This is a genomic window from Rhizobium sp. A37_96 (assembly GCF_053521765.1).
In genome coordinates this window covers 793,618-808,770 of sequence record NZ_JBNWDS010000001.1, presented here as the reverse complement: position 1 = coordinate 808,770, position 15,153 = coordinate 793,618, and the positions used below count along the sequence as shown (strand labels likewise).

Genomic DNA, 15,153 nt, shown 5'->3' with positions numbered 1-15,153 from the left:
TTCTCCTTTCAGGCGACTGCAACGGCCGGCTTGGCGGCAGCGAGCGCACGGTTGATGGATTCGGCCGCGTCGCGACCGTGCGCTACGGCCGAGACCGTCAGGTCATCGCCGCCGAGCACGCAGTCGCCGCCGGCCCATACGCCTTCGATCGAAGTGCGGCCTTCGCCATCGACGACGATGCGGCCGGACTCGATGCGCAGCGCGCCGAGGCCTGAAGCCTCGAACGTCTGGCCGATCGCCTTGAAGATCTGATCGGCGGCTATCACGCCGACATCGCCTGTGCTGGCAAGCTTGCCGTCGCGCAGCTCGGTATATTCGACCTCGATGCCGGCGACCTTGCCGTCCTTGTCGAGGATGCGCTTCGGGGCGAGCCAGTGGCGGATGATGACGCCCTTGGAGGCGGCCAGATCCTGCTCGAATTCCGAGGCGTTCATATGCTCCTTGCCGCGGCGATAACAGATCGTCACTTCTTCGGCGCCGAGCAGCTTGGCCTGTACGGCCGCGTCGATGGCGGTCATGCCGCCGCCGAGGACGACGACGCGGCGGCCGATGGCGATATCTGCCTTGCTGCCGGCCTGACGAAGTTCGGCGATGTAGGCGACGGCGTCGGCAACGCCGTCGAGCTCTTCGCCTTCGGCGCGCAGCGCGTTGACGCCGGCAAGGCCGAGGCCAAGGAACACGGCGTCATATTGCTGGGAGAGGTCGGAAAGGCTGAAATCGCGGCCGAGCGCCTGGCCGTTCTTTACCTCGATGCCGCCGATGGCGAGCACGTAATCGACTTCCTTCTGCGCGAAGTCATCGACCGCCTTGTAGGTGGCGATACCATATTCGTTCAGGCCGCCGGCCTTTTCGCGGGCGTCGAAGATGGTGACGTCGTGGCCCTTGACGGCGAGACGGTGTGCGCAGGCAAGCCCGGCCGGGCCGGCGCCGATGACGGCGATCTTCTTGCCGGTGGATTCGGCGCGCGAATAGAACTGCTTGTTCTCCGCCATCGCCGCGTCCGTCGCGTAGCGCTGCAGACGGCCGATTTCGACCGGACGCTCTTCGGCGGTGTTGCGCACGCACGCCTGCTCGCAGAGCTGTTCGGTGGGACAGACGCGGGCGCACATGCCGCCGAGGATGTTCTGGTCGAAGATCGTCTTGGCCGAGCCGATCGGATTGCCCGTCGAGATCTGGCGGATGAACATCGGAATGTCGATGGAGGTGGGACAGGCCGTCATGCACGGCGCGTCGTAGCAGAAATAACAGCGGTCGGATGCGACCAGCGCCTCGTGTTTGTTGAGGCGCGGGTGAAGATCGGAAAAGTTTGCATCATATTCGGCGGGCGTGAGCCTGCCTTTATGAATCCCAGTTTCCAGTCGTCCCATTGAAGTTCCCTCTTATAGTAAACGGCTAGTGCTGGAACGGTAACTCAGGATAAAAAATTTATCAAACGGTAAAATTTTTGCCGCCGAATGTGCCTTGACCTGCCTTTCAATCGGGCCGCGGGTCACCGGAGAAAAGCCGAAGGCGGTCATTCAACCTATTGTTTTTGAATTGAATTCTTGACGGATGCAGGCGTGGATATTCGGCTGCATCATGGTCTTGCCAGAAGGCATGAAGCCGCCCGAGGAGGCCGCTGGCATTTTGACCGGCGCTGGCGATATGAAGAAAAGATGAATTTTTTCACGATGGCATGGAACCAAGGCTCCGTAGCGTCGTTATGCAGATGTCCTGACGATATCGCATCTTCCGATGCACGCCCAATACATCTCAGGACTTCTACTCACGGTCCCCTCCCGATGAGTGCAAAGCAGCCAGTGCGCCGCCCTCGCACTGGCTGTTTTCTTTTGTCTTTGCCGTGGGCCTCAGCGGCGTCTCAGGATTTCATATTCGGTTTCGGGAATGGTCAGGCGGTAGCCTATGCCGCCGTCCGTGATGGCGAAGTCGGCGCGGCCGTTCATGGAGGTCGGCACGACGCGTTCGAGCACCGTGCGGCTGAAGCTGTTGTCCTCGAATTCATGATCGGAAGGGGCATAGAAGCGCTCCGACCAGGCGACCTCTATCGCCTTCTTGCCGTCAAGTTCGGCTTCCTTGCAATTCAACGTGATGCTGGTGGCGCCCGTCGAGATGGCGCCATGGGATGCGGAATTGACGATTAGCTCGTGCAGGGCAAGCCCCAGGTGCACGGCGGCATTGGGCGTGAGGTGTGCGTTGATCCCATAGATCGGCATGGGCACGCCGGCATCGGGCCAATAAGGAGCGAACTGCTTTTCCGCCAGTTCGAAGAGATAGGCGCCGCGCCAGCTGGAATCCGTGATCAGATCCTGCGAATTCGACAGGGATTGCAGGCGGCCGCGGAACTTGATGAGGAAATTGTCGACGGAAAGCGTGTGACGCGCCGTCTGTGTGGCGATGCCCTGAATGATCGCGAGCAGGTTCTTGGAGCGATGCGACAGCTCGCGCAGCAGCGACTTCAGAACCTTTTCACGATGGCGGCTTTCGGTGATTTCGGAGATCACGGAGAGCACGCCCTGCGGCTTGCGCCCGCCGATCCGCTCCATCTTCAGCTCATAGATGCGTACGCCGTCGCCACTGGCGATTTCGACCTCGGCGGTCACGGGCTTGCCGCTATCGAGAACGCCCTTCTTCAGTCTCAGAAGATGTTCGCCGTCCTTTTCGCCGAACAGATGTTCGTCATTGCCGCCTATGACAAGAAGCGGCTGCAAATGATCGGGCAGGTTATCGGCGTGGCGGATTGCAAGGGTCGTATCCTGAAACAATATCGACACGTTGGCGCTCGAAAGCGCCCGCTCCATCAGAGCGGCTTTGCCTTCCACACTCAAAGGCGCGCCGGGTAATGGTTCAGACGTATTCACCGGCTTGCCTTTCACTCGAATTCCGAGAACTCCGCCGATAGGACATTCTCACACGTAACAATTTGAACCGACCTATAAAATCGCCCCGTATAACAGTCGGTAAACCGGCCGTCCTCAACCCCAACGCCCGGTCATAATTTTTGTTCCGCCCCAGGGTCTTCACGTCAGTCAGGCGGCTACTTTCGTGGTTTCGTTGAAGAAAAGTGCCTGGCTGATGAGGGCCTTCACCATGTCCGGGTTGAACGGCTTGGTCACGAGGAAGGTCGGTTCGGGCCGCTCGCCCGTCAACAGCCGTTCCGGGAAGGCGGTGATGAAGATCACCGGGATGCTGGCGGATTTCAGGATGTCGTTGACGGCATCGATCCCCGAGCTGCCATCCGCGAGCTGGATGTCGGCAAGCACCATGTTCGGCTTCGTGGCATTATAGAGCGCCACGGCTTCGGCATGCGTGCGGGCGATGCCCGTGACGCGATGCCCGAGGCTTTCCACCATCTGCTCGATATCCATCGCGATCAGCGGCTCGTCTTCGATGATCATGATGTCCGTGGCCACCTGGCGCGAGATTTCCTGGGACGCGGTATCGAGCAGGTGCATGGCATCGCTTTCCGAGACGTCGAGAATATCGGCGATCTCGCCGAGACGGAAACTTTCGACCGAGGCCAGCAGGAACGCCTGGCGGGCAAGCGGGGAGACCTTGGAAAGGTTCACCGAGGCGCGCTGTTCCCAGGCAAAGGGAGAGGTTGGTTCGGGAATCTGAAGTGTCACGGAACCGAACAGCTTCGTGAACAGTTTATAGAGTGCGACACGGTCGCTATCCGTGTCCGGAAAGATGGAGATGTCGGCGATGATGGCTTCCAAAACCGCGGCAACATAAGCGTCTCCCGACGTCTGCGTTCCGGTCAAGGCACGGGAATAGCGGCGCAAATACGGAAGATGCGGCGCAATACGTGTGGAAAGTGTCATCAATGGCTCCCGCCTTTTATAAAATTCTAATTAAATACAGCCGCAGAGGCTGGAATGACTAACAAACGTCAGTTCAGTAAAAAAGTTCCTCTTTGTCGGAACTTTTTTTAGGCAGTCGCATTACAATGCTTACAATCGGCAGACCTCAACCTTTACGATTCGTTAGGTAATAGTTTTGGACGAGGTCGACCGGTCTCCTGGACGAGGGGGGCAAGAGTGCGCGCCTTATCGATGAACGCGAGACAAGTAAGAAGCGAGCGGGTTAAATGACTATCCAAAATCACGAGGACGCAGACAAGAAGGCGTCGGACCTACGTGCGATAGATATCCTCGATCCCAACAATCAGATCGGCAACCGGCTGCGTTCATTCTACGCCGCCATGCAGGACGAAGTTATTCCCGATCGTTTTCTCGATCTTCTCGAGAAGCTGGATCAGGCCGAACGCTCGGCCTCCGCAAAGGTCTCCGAATAGGAGGTGGGCGCGATGGAAACGCAAACGAGTTTCAAACGCGAACTTCTCGCAGCTCTGCCGAGCCTGCGTGCATTCGCCATCTCCCTGACCGGTCGTCACGACCGGGCCGACGATCTCGTCCAGGACACGATCATGAAGGCCTGGGCGAAGCAGGATCATTTCGAGATGGGCACGAATATGAAGGCCTGGCTCTTCACCATCCTGCGCAACGAGCTCTACAGCCAGATGCGCAAGAGCGGCCGCGAGGTGCAGGACACCGACGGCGTCTTCACCGAATCCATGGCAACGCATCCCTCGCAATATGGTGCGGTCGATCTGCAGGACTTCCGCAAGGCGCTGGAGCAGCTGCCGCCGGATCAGCGAGAAGCCATCATCCTGGTGGGCGCATCCGGATTTTCCTATGAGGAAGCCGCCGAGATTTGCGGCTGCGCGGTCGGTACGATCAAGAGCCGCGTCAACCGCGCGCGCCAGCGCCTGCAGGAACTACTGGGCATTTCCGGCGAAGCGGATTTCGGCCCCGATGCGACATCGGCTCCGCTGACCTCCAAGGCATTCGCCTTCTGACAAAAGAGGCCCGGTCTTCCGACCGGGCCGTTTCTCATTTGACGATGCGGGCCTGTCGGCCGCTGTCGAGTTGTTTCAGGCGACCGGATCAGTCGTCTTCATCGCGCGTTCCAAAGAGATTACCGAACACGAGAGCTGCCGCAACGGCTGCGGTCATCAGCGGCTGCTTGCGCACGAGGCCGAGAACCGCGGCCGCCATCGATTCCATCGCGAGACGGCGCTCGCGGGCGCGGCGCTGCTCCTGCTGGTTGATGATGGCCATGATGACGAGGACGATCAACCCCAGCACCAGCGCGCCCGCCGCTATCAGAAGCGCCGAGACGGCGGCGCCATAGATCGTCGCGAGCCATATGGCGGCCGCTACAAGCGCGAAGGCATAGCCGGTAAACAGGAGAAGCGCCGCGATGGCGATGAAAATACCGTTGCGCTTGGTTCGCGCAACGGTGCGGTTGAATGTGCCTGACAGAAGCAGGCCGAGGATCGGAGCGAGCATCCCGCCACCCTAGCGGCGAGACAGCAACAGAGCAACAGCGAGGCCGAACGCGGCCGCGGCGCCGATGGTGGCGACCGGGTGCTGGCGCACGGTCCTGCGCATTTCGCGCGAGCCCCTTGCATAGCCGCGCTGGAGATCGCGCAGCAATTCTTCGCCGCGAACCGTCAGGTCATCGAAGCCGGATTCGGCACTGGCACGTAGTTTCTTGCCCTGCTTTGCCCCGTTCTCGCCGATCAGCTTGGCAAAGGCCGCGACTTCCTCGCGCAGCGATTCGATCTGCTCTTCGATGCTTGCCTCGACGTCATCCAGGCTGGTGCCATTGCGCTTACCGCGCCCCGAATGGAGAATAGATGTAGCCATGGTCAGCTCCCTTTGGTTTTTGCTCGGGCGCCTGTGGCGCCTATTATCCCGCGCTGGTCGGAATTACCCGACACACTAAACTATCGTCCGTTCGAAACATTGATTTCGATCGCTTGTGTCAACGCGCGGATGCAACAAAAAGTTCCAGAACCGGCATTGCGGTTGTCAATCGGTCAGCGCGCTGTGAGCGAGGACGAAGGGGGCGCCATCGGCGGGAACGCGGTTGACCCGCAGGTTGCAGCCGAACACGTCCTGAAGATGCTGGTCGATCAGCACGTCCTTCACCGAGCCTTTGGCTTGCAGCCGGCCGTTCTTCAGCAGCACCATCCGGTCGGCGAAAAGCGCGGTCAGGTTGAGATCGTGCATCACGGCGATGACGCCGCCGCCACGCCGGCAGAATTGCCGGGCAAGCGTCATGATGGTGAGCTGGTGGCTGATATCGAGGCTGGAGACCGGCTCGTCGAGAAGAAGCCAGCAGGGCTTGCCGTCGATGACCGGCTCCGAGATCTGGCAGAGTACGCGGGCAAGCTGCACGCGTTGCTGTTCGCCGCCGGAAAGCTCCTGATAGAAGCGGCCTTCGAACCCGGCCAGATCGACGACGGAAAGAGCTTCCGTTGCGATGCGATCCGCCTGTTCCGGATGGCGGTTGCGGCCGCTGGTCAGACCCATGCGAACAATTTCGCGGACCGTGAAGGGGAAGGATATCGAGCTCGCCTGCGGCAGCACGCCGCGCATTTCGGCAAGCTGCCAGGCCTCGAGGCCACCGATTTCGGCTCCGTTCATGTGGACCGAGCCGCGATAGGCCAATTCGCCGGAGATGGCTTTCATCGTCGTGGTCTTGCCGGAGCCGTTCGGTCCGCAGATCGCCGTCATGGTGCCGGCCTCGGCCGTGAAGGATATGTCCTGCACGACCGGCTTGCCGGCAAGCCGGACGCTCAGATTGGAGACATCGATCATCGCAGGCTCACAGGCTGAGGCGCGAGCGCTGCCGCAGCAGCATCCACAGGAAGAAGGGGCCGCCGACGCCTGCCGTCAGAATGCCGATCGGCAGCTCCGCCGGGGAAACGATGGTGCGGGCAACCACATCGGCGATCATCAGCAGCGAACCGCCCAGCAGCGCCGAGGCGGGCAGCAGGAAACGATGGTCGGGCCCGATTACCATGCGCAGGATATGCGGGACGACGATGCCGACGAAGCCGATGCCGCCGCTGACGGCGACCGAGGCGCCGACTGCCGCCGCCACGCTGACGATGGCGATATTCTTCAACCGCTGCACGGCTATCCCCATGTGGAAAGCCGCCGCTTCGCCGAGCGTCAGCGCGTTCAGCCCGCGCGCCATGAAGGGGAGAGGCAGCAGGGAAAGGATGATGATCGGTCCGGCGCCGGTAACCTTGCTCCAGGTCGAGCCCGCCAGCGATCCCATGCTCCAGAAGGTAAGGTCGCGCAACTGACGGTCATCGGCCATGTAAATGAGGATTCCGGTCGCCGCGAGAGCGAGCGAACCGAGCGCGATGCCGGCAAGCAGCATGGTCGCGATGGATGTCTGCCCATGCCTGGTCGCCACCTTATAGAGCAGTACCGTCGTTGCCAGGCCGCCGATGAAGGCGGCGATCGGCAAGGAGAAGATGCCGAAGATATGCACGACGGGGGCCAGGACGCCGCCGCCGAGAACGATCATGGCGACCGCGCCGAGGCTCGAGCCGGCGGAGACGCCGATCAGCCCCGGATCGGCCAGCGGATTGCGAAAGAGGCCCTGCATGACCGCGCCCGAAACCGCCAGTCCGCCGCCGATCAGGAAGCCAAGCACGGCGCGGGGCAGGCGGATGTCGAAAATGACGATGCGATCGCGAATGCTGAGCGTGCTCTCGGCACTGCCGCTCACCATCCCGGCGATCACGTCGATGACCGAGGCATTCGAGGCGCCCGTGGTGATCGAGAAGAGAAATGCAGCCGCAGAAACCAGCACGAGACCGGCGATGACGAGGATCGCAAGTGCGGTGCGATCCCCCTCGCGACGGCGTGCCGTGGTTTGCGACATTTGCTTCAGCCCTGCCATGGCATCGTTGAATGCCACGTCAACCTCCGTAGATTGCGGCGTTCAGCTCGCGGATGGCGCTTGCGGTGCGCGGTCCGAAGCCGAGCAGGTGCAGGCCGTCCATGCGCACGATGGCCTTGTGGCTGGCCGCCGGCGTCAGCGAAATGGCCGGCTGCTTGAGCAGGTCCTCGTTCGACATCGACAGCGGGCCTTCGCGATCCATGATCAGGATGACGTCGGGCTTGGCTTCGATGATCGCCTCATCCGTTATGGACTTGTACCCGGAGAAGCCGCTGATCGCATTGATGGCGCCGGTGAGCTTGATGATGCCATCGGCAGCCGTGTTGCTGCCGGAGGCGAGGATCTTGCCGTTCTGGTTGCTGAGAATGAAGAGCACGCGCTTGCGCTCGGCTTCCGGGCGCTTGGCGGAATCGTTGATCGCCGCGTCGAGATCGGCCGCGACCTTGTCTTCCAGGGTCTTGGCCTTTTCCGGCACGCCGAGCAGCGCGCCGACGACTTCGATCTTCTTCAGGATGCCGTCGCGATCATAGTGCTGCGGCACGGTTTCGAAGGGTAGGCTGGCGTTGCGCAGCACGGCCAAGGCTTCCGGCGGGCCGGAGCCTTCCACGGCGATGATGGCCGTCGGATTGACGGCCAGGATGCCTTCCGGCGACAGCGCGCGCATGTAGCCGACATCGGGAAGCGTCGTCGCCTCCTTGGGATACAGGCTGGTCGAATCGCGGGCGATAAGCCGCTTTTCTTCGCCGAGCGCATAGATGATCTCGGTGACATCGCCGCCGATGGCGACGAGGCGCGACGTATCCAGCTTGGGCGTTTCGGCGGCATGTGCATGGCGCACGAGGCTGCCGAAGCCGGCAATCGGGTTCGCCGGCACGAGGGGCAGGGCCATCACCACCATGGTCAGGGCGATTTCCCACGGCCTGATGCGCTTGAAGTTCTTAAACATCGTCATCGACCATCTTTCATGCGGCGACGCTGGTGCCGGCCTTCGTCAGGTTTTCCATGATGACGCGCCAGGCGGGCTGCTCATCGAAGCCTTCCTTGCGCTTGCCGAAGAACTGGATGATCATCTCGCCCTTGGCGTTGTAGGCTTCGAGCGAGGTCACATGGCCGTCCTTGGTCGGCTTGCGCACCGCCCATGCCTCGGCGATATGATCCTGGCGCAGATGCAGGTGGAAGGTCGGGTCCATGACGTTGATCCAGGGGCCCATGGTCTGCACGTTGAAGATCGGGCCGGAGTGGATCTGCACGGTGCCTTCATTGGCAACGAAGCACATGATCGGCAGGCCTTCCTGCACCGAGGCGTGCATCATCTCGGCGACGGAGCCGGCATCCAGCTTCCATGCATAATCGTCGCCGACGGCGCGAACCGCTTCCTGGCGGCCGATCTTCAGCTTCTTCAGCATGCCGAAGAATTCGTGCGTATCCGTCATGCGGCTCCAGTGATCGCGCAATTCGTCGCGGGTGACATCGCCGTCCGTCGCGCCATTGTCATAGCCCGAGCGGTCCTCGACGAATTCCTGCGACTGGTCCTCGATACGCAGTTCGGCGACCATGGCGTGATAGGCCTCGACGTTCGAATCGGGGCGCAGATGTACCTTGTGGACGGCATCGCCGGCCTTGTCGAAGAACTGCAGGCTGAACTTCTCCTGATCGCCATCGGTCTTGGTGACGGCGAAGCCGTAGGCCCAGCGCTTCGGGAAGATGCGCAGGTCGATGTTTTCGCCCAGCACGATCGCCGCCTGAGCACCGAACTTCATGTTTTCATAGACACCGATCTTCTCATGCACGGCGCTTTCGTTGCGCGACAGGGCCATGATCTCGCCGAGCGAGGCAATCCGCTCCAGAAAACGATCGACGCCCGCATCGATGCGGATGGCCGAGATGCCGACTTCGGCCGCCACCAGCGCAGCTTCGGAAATATTGAGCCGTGCTGCGATATCGCGCTCGCGCATCTTCGGGTTTTCGGCGCGGAAGGCGCGGATTTCGGCGGGGGTCGGGCGGGTCGTCTCAGTCATCTGTCTGCCTATTTGTTGAGTATGAGCTTGCCTTGGCGTGTAATCTTCATGCGATAGATGACGCCTTCGTGCTTGATCATGATTTCGGTCTGGCCCCGGAAAATATCCGTGCTCTCGACAATTCTTACCTGCGGTGCGGTCGTGCATTGCACCGGCGGCGTTGGGGTCTTCTCAGCAATCATCCTGTTTAGTTTTGCCTGAAAATTCATCGGGGGCCGAACCGCTGTTCGGCCAAATTTATCTTGACTCTCATATTCATGCTTCCATAAAGACGCAATAGGAGACCGATAAAGTCAAGTTTAAAATTTCGACGATACACGCCAGGGCCGCTGGCCGGGCACGCAAGCGTCAAAACATATTCAGGAGACATGCCGATGCTGACGAAAACGATCTTGGCTCTCGCTGCTTCGGGGCTGTTCGCTGCGGCATCCTGCGTTCCCGCCCTTGCCCAGGATGCAAACGCGGCTGCGGCGCCTGCATCGACGGTCCCGGCTGCTGTCCACAAGCTCAACGTCGAGCTCAATGCGCTGGCGCCCTCCCAGAAGGGATGCATGATGACCTTCGTCGCTGAAAACGACATGGCGACGCCGATCAACAAGATCTCCTTCGAGCTTGCCTTCTTCAACGACAAAAACGCCGTCGACCGCGTCACCGTTCTCGATTTCCGTGACCTGCCGCTCGGCAAGAAGCGGGTGCGGCAATTCGATATGCCCGGCGTGAAGTGCGAGACCGTCTCCCGCATCATCATCAACGACACGCCGGTCTGCGATGGCCCGGCGGCGGGCGAGTGCAAGGCCGCGTTGACGACGCGCTCGCAGATATCGGTTCCATTCGAAGGCTGAAATCATGGCGACGCGCTCGGTCAAGGTTTCCATGGAGCGCCGCCGCGCAAGCGGCGACATGAACGACAACAATCCGAATGCGCTCCCCGGCCACGAACTGACCGGCCTCGAGGGCGTGCCGAGACCTCCTGCGGGGGAAGCGGTCGTCCACTACAGCCGCTTTACGCAGATCGATTCCTTTCCGAACCATCCGAGCGAGCCTGCGGCCATTGAGACGGCAGAGCAACTGCCGATGGATGCGCTGCCAGAGAGAGCGGGCAGGATAGCGGCGGGACATAAGACGTCGTTCATTTTCTCCGGCCTCGGCTCTTGCCTGTTTCACGCCGCGATCGTTGCGGTTCTGCTGATAACTTTCGTCGCGGCACCGGAAGACGCGCAGGAAGAGGCGGGCGACACCGTCAGCGTCATCATGATTGGCAATTCTGATGCCGATCAAATGACGGCTGGTGAGGAAGATCAGCATCCGGATCCTGAACAGGTGACTGCAGAGGCGGTTCAGCCGCAAACGGTTCAGCCGACCGAGGTGACGCCGGAAGAAACACAGGCACCGCAGCCCGACGTTGTTCAGCCGCAAACGACGGAAGCGCAGCCCGTCCAGACGGCTGAGGCCGTCCAGCCGGTCGAGCAGGCTCCACCCGAGACAGTCGCCTCCGAGCAGCCGCAGATATTGGCGACGCAAGCGCCGGCTGAAACGACTGTCGTTCAGCCCGTTGATCCGGTCCAGCCTGTCCAGAACGAAGTGGTCGAGGCGCAGCCGGTCGAACCGGCGCCGGAAGTCGTAACGCCTGTTGAAAAGCCGAAGCCTGTCGAGAAGCCGAAGGAAATCAAGAAGCCGGTTGCAAAGATCGTAAAGGCGAAATCCGGGTCGAGAGGCGATAACCAGCAGGATTCCAAGAGGGGATCTGTCGATGGGACCGAGACGGCTCAGTCCGATAACAATTCAGTTGTAAATGCGCGACGCACCGGGGCGGGAAGTGCCGAGATTGCCAATTATCCGGGCAAGGTTCAGTCGCGTATCCGTCGAGCGGTTCGGCTCTCGTCGAAATACCAAGGCGGGATCACAGTGCGTGTCCGCCTTACGATTGGGTCGAGCGGTGATCTGACATCGATGTCGATCGCCCGCAGCTCGGGTATTCCGGAACTGGATCAGTCAGTCACCGATGGTATTCGGCGAGCCGCACCGTTCCCGCCACTGCCATCGGAATGGGGCAAGCCGAGTTGGTCCTTCACCCAAGAGGTCCAGGTTACAGGGCGCTAGATTGGGGAGTGAGCGATCACCTCCCCACCGGCGGCAGCATTCGACGTGCACACCTCTGCTGCGGGCGCGAAGGATCGGTCTAGTCCATGGCATCCACTGGGCGAGGGGTTTCTCATCCAGGCATTTCGCTGCATAAAAATATGATGAAAACTCTCAACTTTATACTTTACTCCAAAACTCATGTTTAATAAGGTTGCCTCGCGCTCGATGGAATCGAGCGTGCAAGAGCAACCAGCAAACGGGTGATGTATGGCGCGTAAGGGGAAGAAGGATTTTGGCCGTGAGAGCCGCCAGGCGCAGACGCCGGCGCAAGTTCCGGCGAAATCCGGTCTCGACGTCCGCAGTTTTCTCTATGTCGGCGGTCGCGATTGCCAGGTGGCGCATCTGCGTCAGATCGCCAGCAATTTCGGGGCTGAACTGATCCATCACGATGGCGGCCTGCGCGAGGCGGTGTCGCGCATCGATACCGTTCTGCCCTCGGTCGACTGCGTCTTCTGCCCCATCGACTGTATCAGCCACGATGCCTGCTTGCGGGTGAAGACCGGCTGCAAGAAATTCGGCAAGGCGTTCATTCCCTTGCGCAACGGCAGCAAGTCCAGCCTCGAGCGCGCGCTGCAGACAATGAAAGAACGAGACGTTTCCCAATGATCGAGAATGGCCCTGACGGGTTTACGCTGATCGGCCTGCACAAGCTGGCCGCGCAGAATGGCGATGGGCTGGTGCCTGAACTTTACGAACTGTTGATGCGTCGTGCCGAAGAGCAGCGGCGTGCTGTGAATGTGACGACTTTTCCGGCCTGGAAGACGCGGAAGCCGGGAGAGGCGCCGGGTCTGCAACTGGACGAGGCAAGCCGAGACGGCGCGAATGTCATTGCCTTTGCGCCGGACGTGGATAAGACTGTCGCGCGTCGCAAGAAGGTCTGATCGTCGAACGAGGTTGCCATGTATATTGCCATGAACCGCTTCAAGGTCGTCATCGGTTTGGAGGGCGAGTTCGAAGAGGTTTGGAGAGGACGCGATTCCCGGCTGTCCGAAGTGCCCGGCTTTCTCGAGTTTCGCCTCCTGCGCGGCAAGGCGAATATGGATGAGGGCTATACCCTGTTTTCCTCGCACACCGTTTGGCACAGCGAAGAGGATTTCATCAACTGGACGAAATCCGAGCATTTTCGCATGGCGCATCGCAACGCGGGCGATAACAAGCGCCTCTACTGGGGTCCGCCGCAATTCGAAGGCTTCAGCGTGGTTCCCGGCATTTAGGGCAATTCCGTGAAAAGCTGAGCCGCTCAGCGGGGAAAGCCGGCTCGCGAAGCGCAATAATCCTTGGCTTTATGCCTTTGCCGTTCCCGTCCTGAAGAAGGCGCCGAGCGCTATCGCCACCCAGCCGGCAATCATGCCCATTCCGCCCATCGGGGCCGCCATCGGAAAGAGCGAGCTGCCGCCGAAATGCCTGATGATGAGATCGCCGGCGAAGATCAGCGTTCCCAATCCCAACAGGATAGCGGCGGCCGGCGCGGTGCGGATGCGGTCATAGCCGGCATAAAGCGCCAGCAGCGCAGGAGCATGGGCGAGGCTCATGGTGGAGGCCGCGCCGAGGAAATGCGTATCGCCGCCATGGGTGGCCGCTGCGGCAAGCGCGACGCCACCGCCGCCGAGAATGCCGGCAACAAACAGGGTGGCCGGACGGATTGCGGTGCCAATGCTCATGTCTTTGTCATTCCCTGTTCTGCATATGGAAAGCCAGACGCTCGACCGGCTCCCAGATGATTGCCCTTAGTTTTTCGTTCTCGATGGTTTCGTCCATGGCCCGGCGGAAGCATAGCAGCCATTCGTCGCGTTCCGTGGGGCCGATGGCGGCGACGAAATGCCGGCTGCGCAGGCGTGGGTGGCCGCGCTTTTCGATGTAGAGCTGAGGCCCGCCCAGATAACCGGTCAGATATTCGTAGAATTTCTCCTGCGAGCCTTCCAGGCTCGGCGGGTGAACGGCCCGGCAATTGGCTGCCTCCGGCAGCGTGTCCATCAGTTCGTAGAAACGTGAGGTCAGTGCCCGCACCGTCGGATCGCCGCCGATCGCTTCGTAAAGTGTGATGGTATTTTCGCTCAAGCCTCGGCCCCTGTTTGCGATGTCCTACATGGCAACTGAAGAGCGATGCCGCAACCGCCGAAGCGGCCGGTGCGGCGTTTCGGCGCTGCCTTATTTCGTCGTCTTCAGGTAGAAAGCGTCGCTTTCTCCAGGGATGAGCTCGAGCGGCCACACCGTCTGGCATGTCTGCCTTGGGTATTCCTGGCTGTAGGCGGGCATGCTGGAGAGCAGGACTTCAGCCAGTTCCACGCCGAGGTCATGCAGCGATGTGCGAAAGCAGGTCAGCGCCGGCTGCAGGAATTTGGCGCGTGGCGCCTCGCGAAAGCTTACGACGGCAATGTCGCGTCCGGGAATGATGCCGGATTCCATCACGCGCCGATAGAGGCCGATGGCCATCAACTCATAGATCAGGATCACGGCCGTCGGCCTGTCGTCGAGGCGAAGCAGCTCGTCCGCGACCTGATAGCCACCCTGTTCGCTCGATTTCGCGCGGATGACCATGGCCGGGTCGTAGGGGATGCCGTGCCGCTCCAGCGCGCGGCGATAGCCCTCCACGAAGACGAAGCCGAGATTGATGTCGCTCGAGGGCGCGCTGATGGCGATGCGGCGATGCCCATGCGCCACGAGCCTGTCGACCGCGCAATTGACGACGCCGTCGAAATCGAGATCGGCCCAGGGGTGCTGCGTGCCTGAAAGGCTGCGGCCGAGCGCGGCGAAGGGAATCTTCGCCTTGGCAAGCAGATCGAAGCGCTTGTCGATGCGCTGTGTCTCCGAAATGATGAGCGCATCGACGATGCGTCTTGCCACCATGCGCTTCAGATATTCATAGGGGTCCTCGTCATGCGGGCAGGGCAGCATGATCAGATCGAGCTTGTGGCGCGAAAAGACGCTCTGCAGTCCACCCGTTACGGTCAGGAAGAAATTGTCGCTGTTTTCAACGGTTTCCTTGCTGGATTGGATCATCAGACCGATGACATTCGTCGTGCCTTGCCGCAGACTGCGCCCGGACTGGTTCGCCACATAGCCCAGCTGTTCGGCAGCGGCGAGAACGCGCTTGCGGGTCTCGTCGTTGACATCAGGCTTGCCGTTCAACGCGCGTGATACTGTGCCGATCGAGATATCGAGATGTTCGGCAAGCTGACGAATTCCCTTCATCGGCCGCGGTTTTCCTCCCTGAACCATTTTCCGT

At 60.8% G+C, this 15,153-nt stretch carries 20 protein-coding genes; 7 read left to right on the top strand and 13 right to left on the bottom strand.

All coding sequences use genetic code 11. From position 1 onward, the window contains the following. Nucleotides 1-8 precede the first annotated feature (8 nt). The 3 genes from ACQZ6J_RS03940 to ACQZ6J_RS03930 all read right to left on the bottom strand — a co-directional run bounded on the left by ACQZ6J_RS03940 (nt 9) and on the right by ACQZ6J_RS03930 (nt 3,821). The gene (locus ACQZ6J_RS03940; RefSeq protein ID WP_449082085.1) at nt 9-1,367 is read right to left on the bottom strand and encodes an NAD(P)-dependent oxidoreductase; all 1,359 of its coding nucleotides are present in this window, start codon (nt 1,365-1,367) and stop codon (nt 9-11) included. Between the two features lie 480 nt (nt 1,368-1,847). Next, nucleotides 1,848-2,798 carry a sensor histidine kinase gene (locus ACQZ6J_RS03935; RefSeq protein WP_449082764.1) on the bottom strand — a complete coding sequence of 317 codons (951 nt, stop codon included), beginning with the start codon at nt 2,796-2,798 and terminating at the stop codon, nt 1,848-1,850. Between the two features lie 228 nt (nt 2,799-3,026). After that, nucleotides 3,027-3,821 carry a response regulator gene (locus ACQZ6J_RS03930; RefSeq protein ID WP_163986410.1) on the bottom strand — a complete coding sequence of 265 codons (795 nt, stop codon included), beginning with the start codon at nt 3,819-3,821 and terminating at the stop codon, nt 3,027-3,029. A gap of 266 nt (nt 3,822-4,087) precedes the next feature. Between ACQZ6J_RS03930 and ACQZ6J_RS03925 the strand changes: the two genes are divergently transcribed. Beyond that, nucleotides 4,088-4,294, top strand: a complete 207-nt coding sequence (locus ACQZ6J_RS03925) for a NepR family anti-sigma factor (protein WP_163986409.1) — start codon at nt 4,088-4,090, stop codon at nt 4,292-4,294. A 12-nt stretch (nt 4,295-4,306) separates the two neighbouring features. After that, nucleotides 4,307-4,858 carry an RNA polymerase sigma factor gene (locus tag ACQZ6J_RS03920; protein ID WP_449082082.1) on the top strand — a complete coding sequence of 184 codons (552 nt, stop codon included), beginning with the start codon at nt 4,307-4,309 and terminating at the stop codon, nt 4,856-4,858. An 88-nt stretch (nt 4,859-4,946) separates the two neighbouring features. Here the strand turns inward: ACQZ6J_RS03920 and ACQZ6J_RS03915 are convergent, their stop codons facing one another. From ACQZ6J_RS03915 to hemP, 7 genes are all read right to left on the bottom strand, one after another. Then, nucleotides 4,947-5,351 carry a hypothetical protein gene (locus tag ACQZ6J_RS03915; protein WP_163986407.1) on the bottom strand — a complete coding sequence of 135 codons (405 nt, stop codon included), beginning with the start codon at nt 5,349-5,351 and terminating at the stop codon, nt 4,947-4,949. A gap of 9 nt (nt 5,352-5,360) precedes the next feature. Beyond that, nucleotides 5,361-5,711: a glycine zipper domain-containing protein gene (locus ACQZ6J_RS03910; protein WP_163986406.1), complete on the bottom strand. Its 351-nt coding sequence runs from the start codon at nt 5,709-5,711 to the stop codon at nt 5,361-5,363. Between the two features lie 165 nt (nt 5,712-5,876). After that, nucleotides 5,877-6,668, bottom strand: a complete 792-nt coding sequence (locus ACQZ6J_RS03905) for a heme ABC transporter ATP-binding protein (protein ID WP_163986405.1) — start codon at nt 6,666-6,668, stop codon at nt 5,877-5,879. Between the two features lie 7 nt (nt 6,669-6,675). After that, nucleotides 6,676-7,767 (bottom strand): FecCD family ABC transporter permease, encoded by a 1,092-nt coding sequence (locus tag ACQZ6J_RS03900; protein ID WP_449082762.1) that lies wholly within the window; start codon nt 7,765-7,767, stop codon nt 6,676-6,678. 19 nt (nt 7,768-7,786) lie between these two features. Next, on the bottom strand, nt 7,787-8,719 hold the full coding sequence (locus ACQZ6J_RS03895; protein ID WP_163986403.1) for a heme/hemin ABC transporter substrate-binding protein: 933 nt from the start codon (nt 8,717-8,719) through the stop codon (nt 7,787-7,789). Between the two features lie 10 nt (nt 8,720-8,729). After that, entirely contained in the window at nt 8,730-9,785 is a 1,056-nt protein-coding gene (locus ACQZ6J_RS03890) for a hemin-degrading factor (RefSeq protein WP_449082079.1), read from the bottom strand. 8 nt (nt 9,786-9,793) lie between these two features. Then, nucleotides 9,794-9,967 (bottom strand): hemin uptake protein HemP, encoded by a 174-nt coding sequence (gene hemP, locus ACQZ6J_RS03885; RefSeq protein ID WP_449082077.1) that lies wholly within the window; start codon nt 9,965-9,967, stop codon nt 9,794-9,796. A 192-nt stretch (nt 9,968-10,159) separates the two neighbouring features. On the opposite strand from hemP, the gene ACQZ6J_RS03880 reads away from it, so the two are divergent. The 5 genes from ACQZ6J_RS03880 (at nt 10,160) to ACQZ6J_RS03860 (ending at nt 13,141) form a co-directional block, all read left to right on the top strand. Next, complete coding sequence (locus tag ACQZ6J_RS03880; protein ID WP_163986401.1) at nt 10,160-10,627, top strand: hypothetical protein; 468 nt, start codon at nt 10,160-10,162, stop codon at nt 10,625-10,627. A gap of 4 nt (nt 10,628-10,631) precedes the next feature. After that, entirely contained in the window at nt 10,632-11,885 is a 1,254-nt protein-coding gene (locus ACQZ6J_RS03875; RefSeq protein WP_449082074.1) for a TonB family protein, read from the top strand. 249 nt (nt 11,886-12,134) lie between these two features. Next, entirely contained in the window at nt 12,135-12,533 is a 399-nt protein-coding gene (locus ACQZ6J_RS03870; protein ID WP_163986399.1) for a DUF2325 domain-containing protein, read from the top strand. After that, nucleotides 12,530-12,808 carry a hypothetical protein gene (locus ACQZ6J_RS03865; RefSeq protein WP_449082072.1) on the top strand — a complete coding sequence of 93 codons (279 nt, stop codon included), beginning with the start codon at nt 12,530-12,532 and terminating at the stop codon, nt 12,806-12,808. Before ACQZ6J_RS03870 ends, ACQZ6J_RS03865 begins: the two co-directional genes overlap by 4 nt. 18 nt (nt 12,809-12,826) lie before the next feature. Next, a complete protein-coding gene (locus tag ACQZ6J_RS03860; RefSeq protein ID WP_163986397.1) occupies nt 12,827-13,141 on the top strand; it encodes an antibiotic biosynthesis monooxygenase family protein in 315 nt (104 codons plus the stop codon). Between the two features lie 69 nt (nt 13,142-13,210). On the opposite strand, the gene ACQZ6J_RS03855 is transcribed toward ACQZ6J_RS03860, so the two are convergent. The 3 genes from ACQZ6J_RS03855 to ACQZ6J_RS03845 all read right to left on the bottom strand — a co-directional run bounded on the left by ACQZ6J_RS03855 (nt 13,211) and on the right by ACQZ6J_RS03845 (nt 15,119). Then, on the bottom strand, nt 13,211-13,588 hold the full coding sequence (locus tag ACQZ6J_RS03855) for a DUF423 domain-containing protein (protein WP_449082070.1): 378 nt from the start codon (nt 13,586-13,588) through the stop codon (nt 13,211-13,213). A gap of 7 nt (nt 13,589-13,595) precedes the next feature. After that, the gene (locus ACQZ6J_RS03850) at nt 13,596-13,985 is read right to left on the bottom strand and encodes a group II truncated hemoglobin (protein ID WP_449082068.1); all 390 of its coding nucleotides are present in this window, start codon (nt 13,983-13,985) and stop codon (nt 13,596-13,598) included. Between the two features lie 90 nt (nt 13,986-14,075). Further along, nucleotides 14,076-15,119: a substrate-binding domain-containing protein gene (locus ACQZ6J_RS03845; RefSeq protein WP_449082066.1), complete on the bottom strand. Its 1,044-nt coding sequence runs from the start codon at nt 15,117-15,119 to the stop codon at nt 14,076-14,078. Nucleotides 15,120-15,153 lie beyond the last annotated feature (34 nt).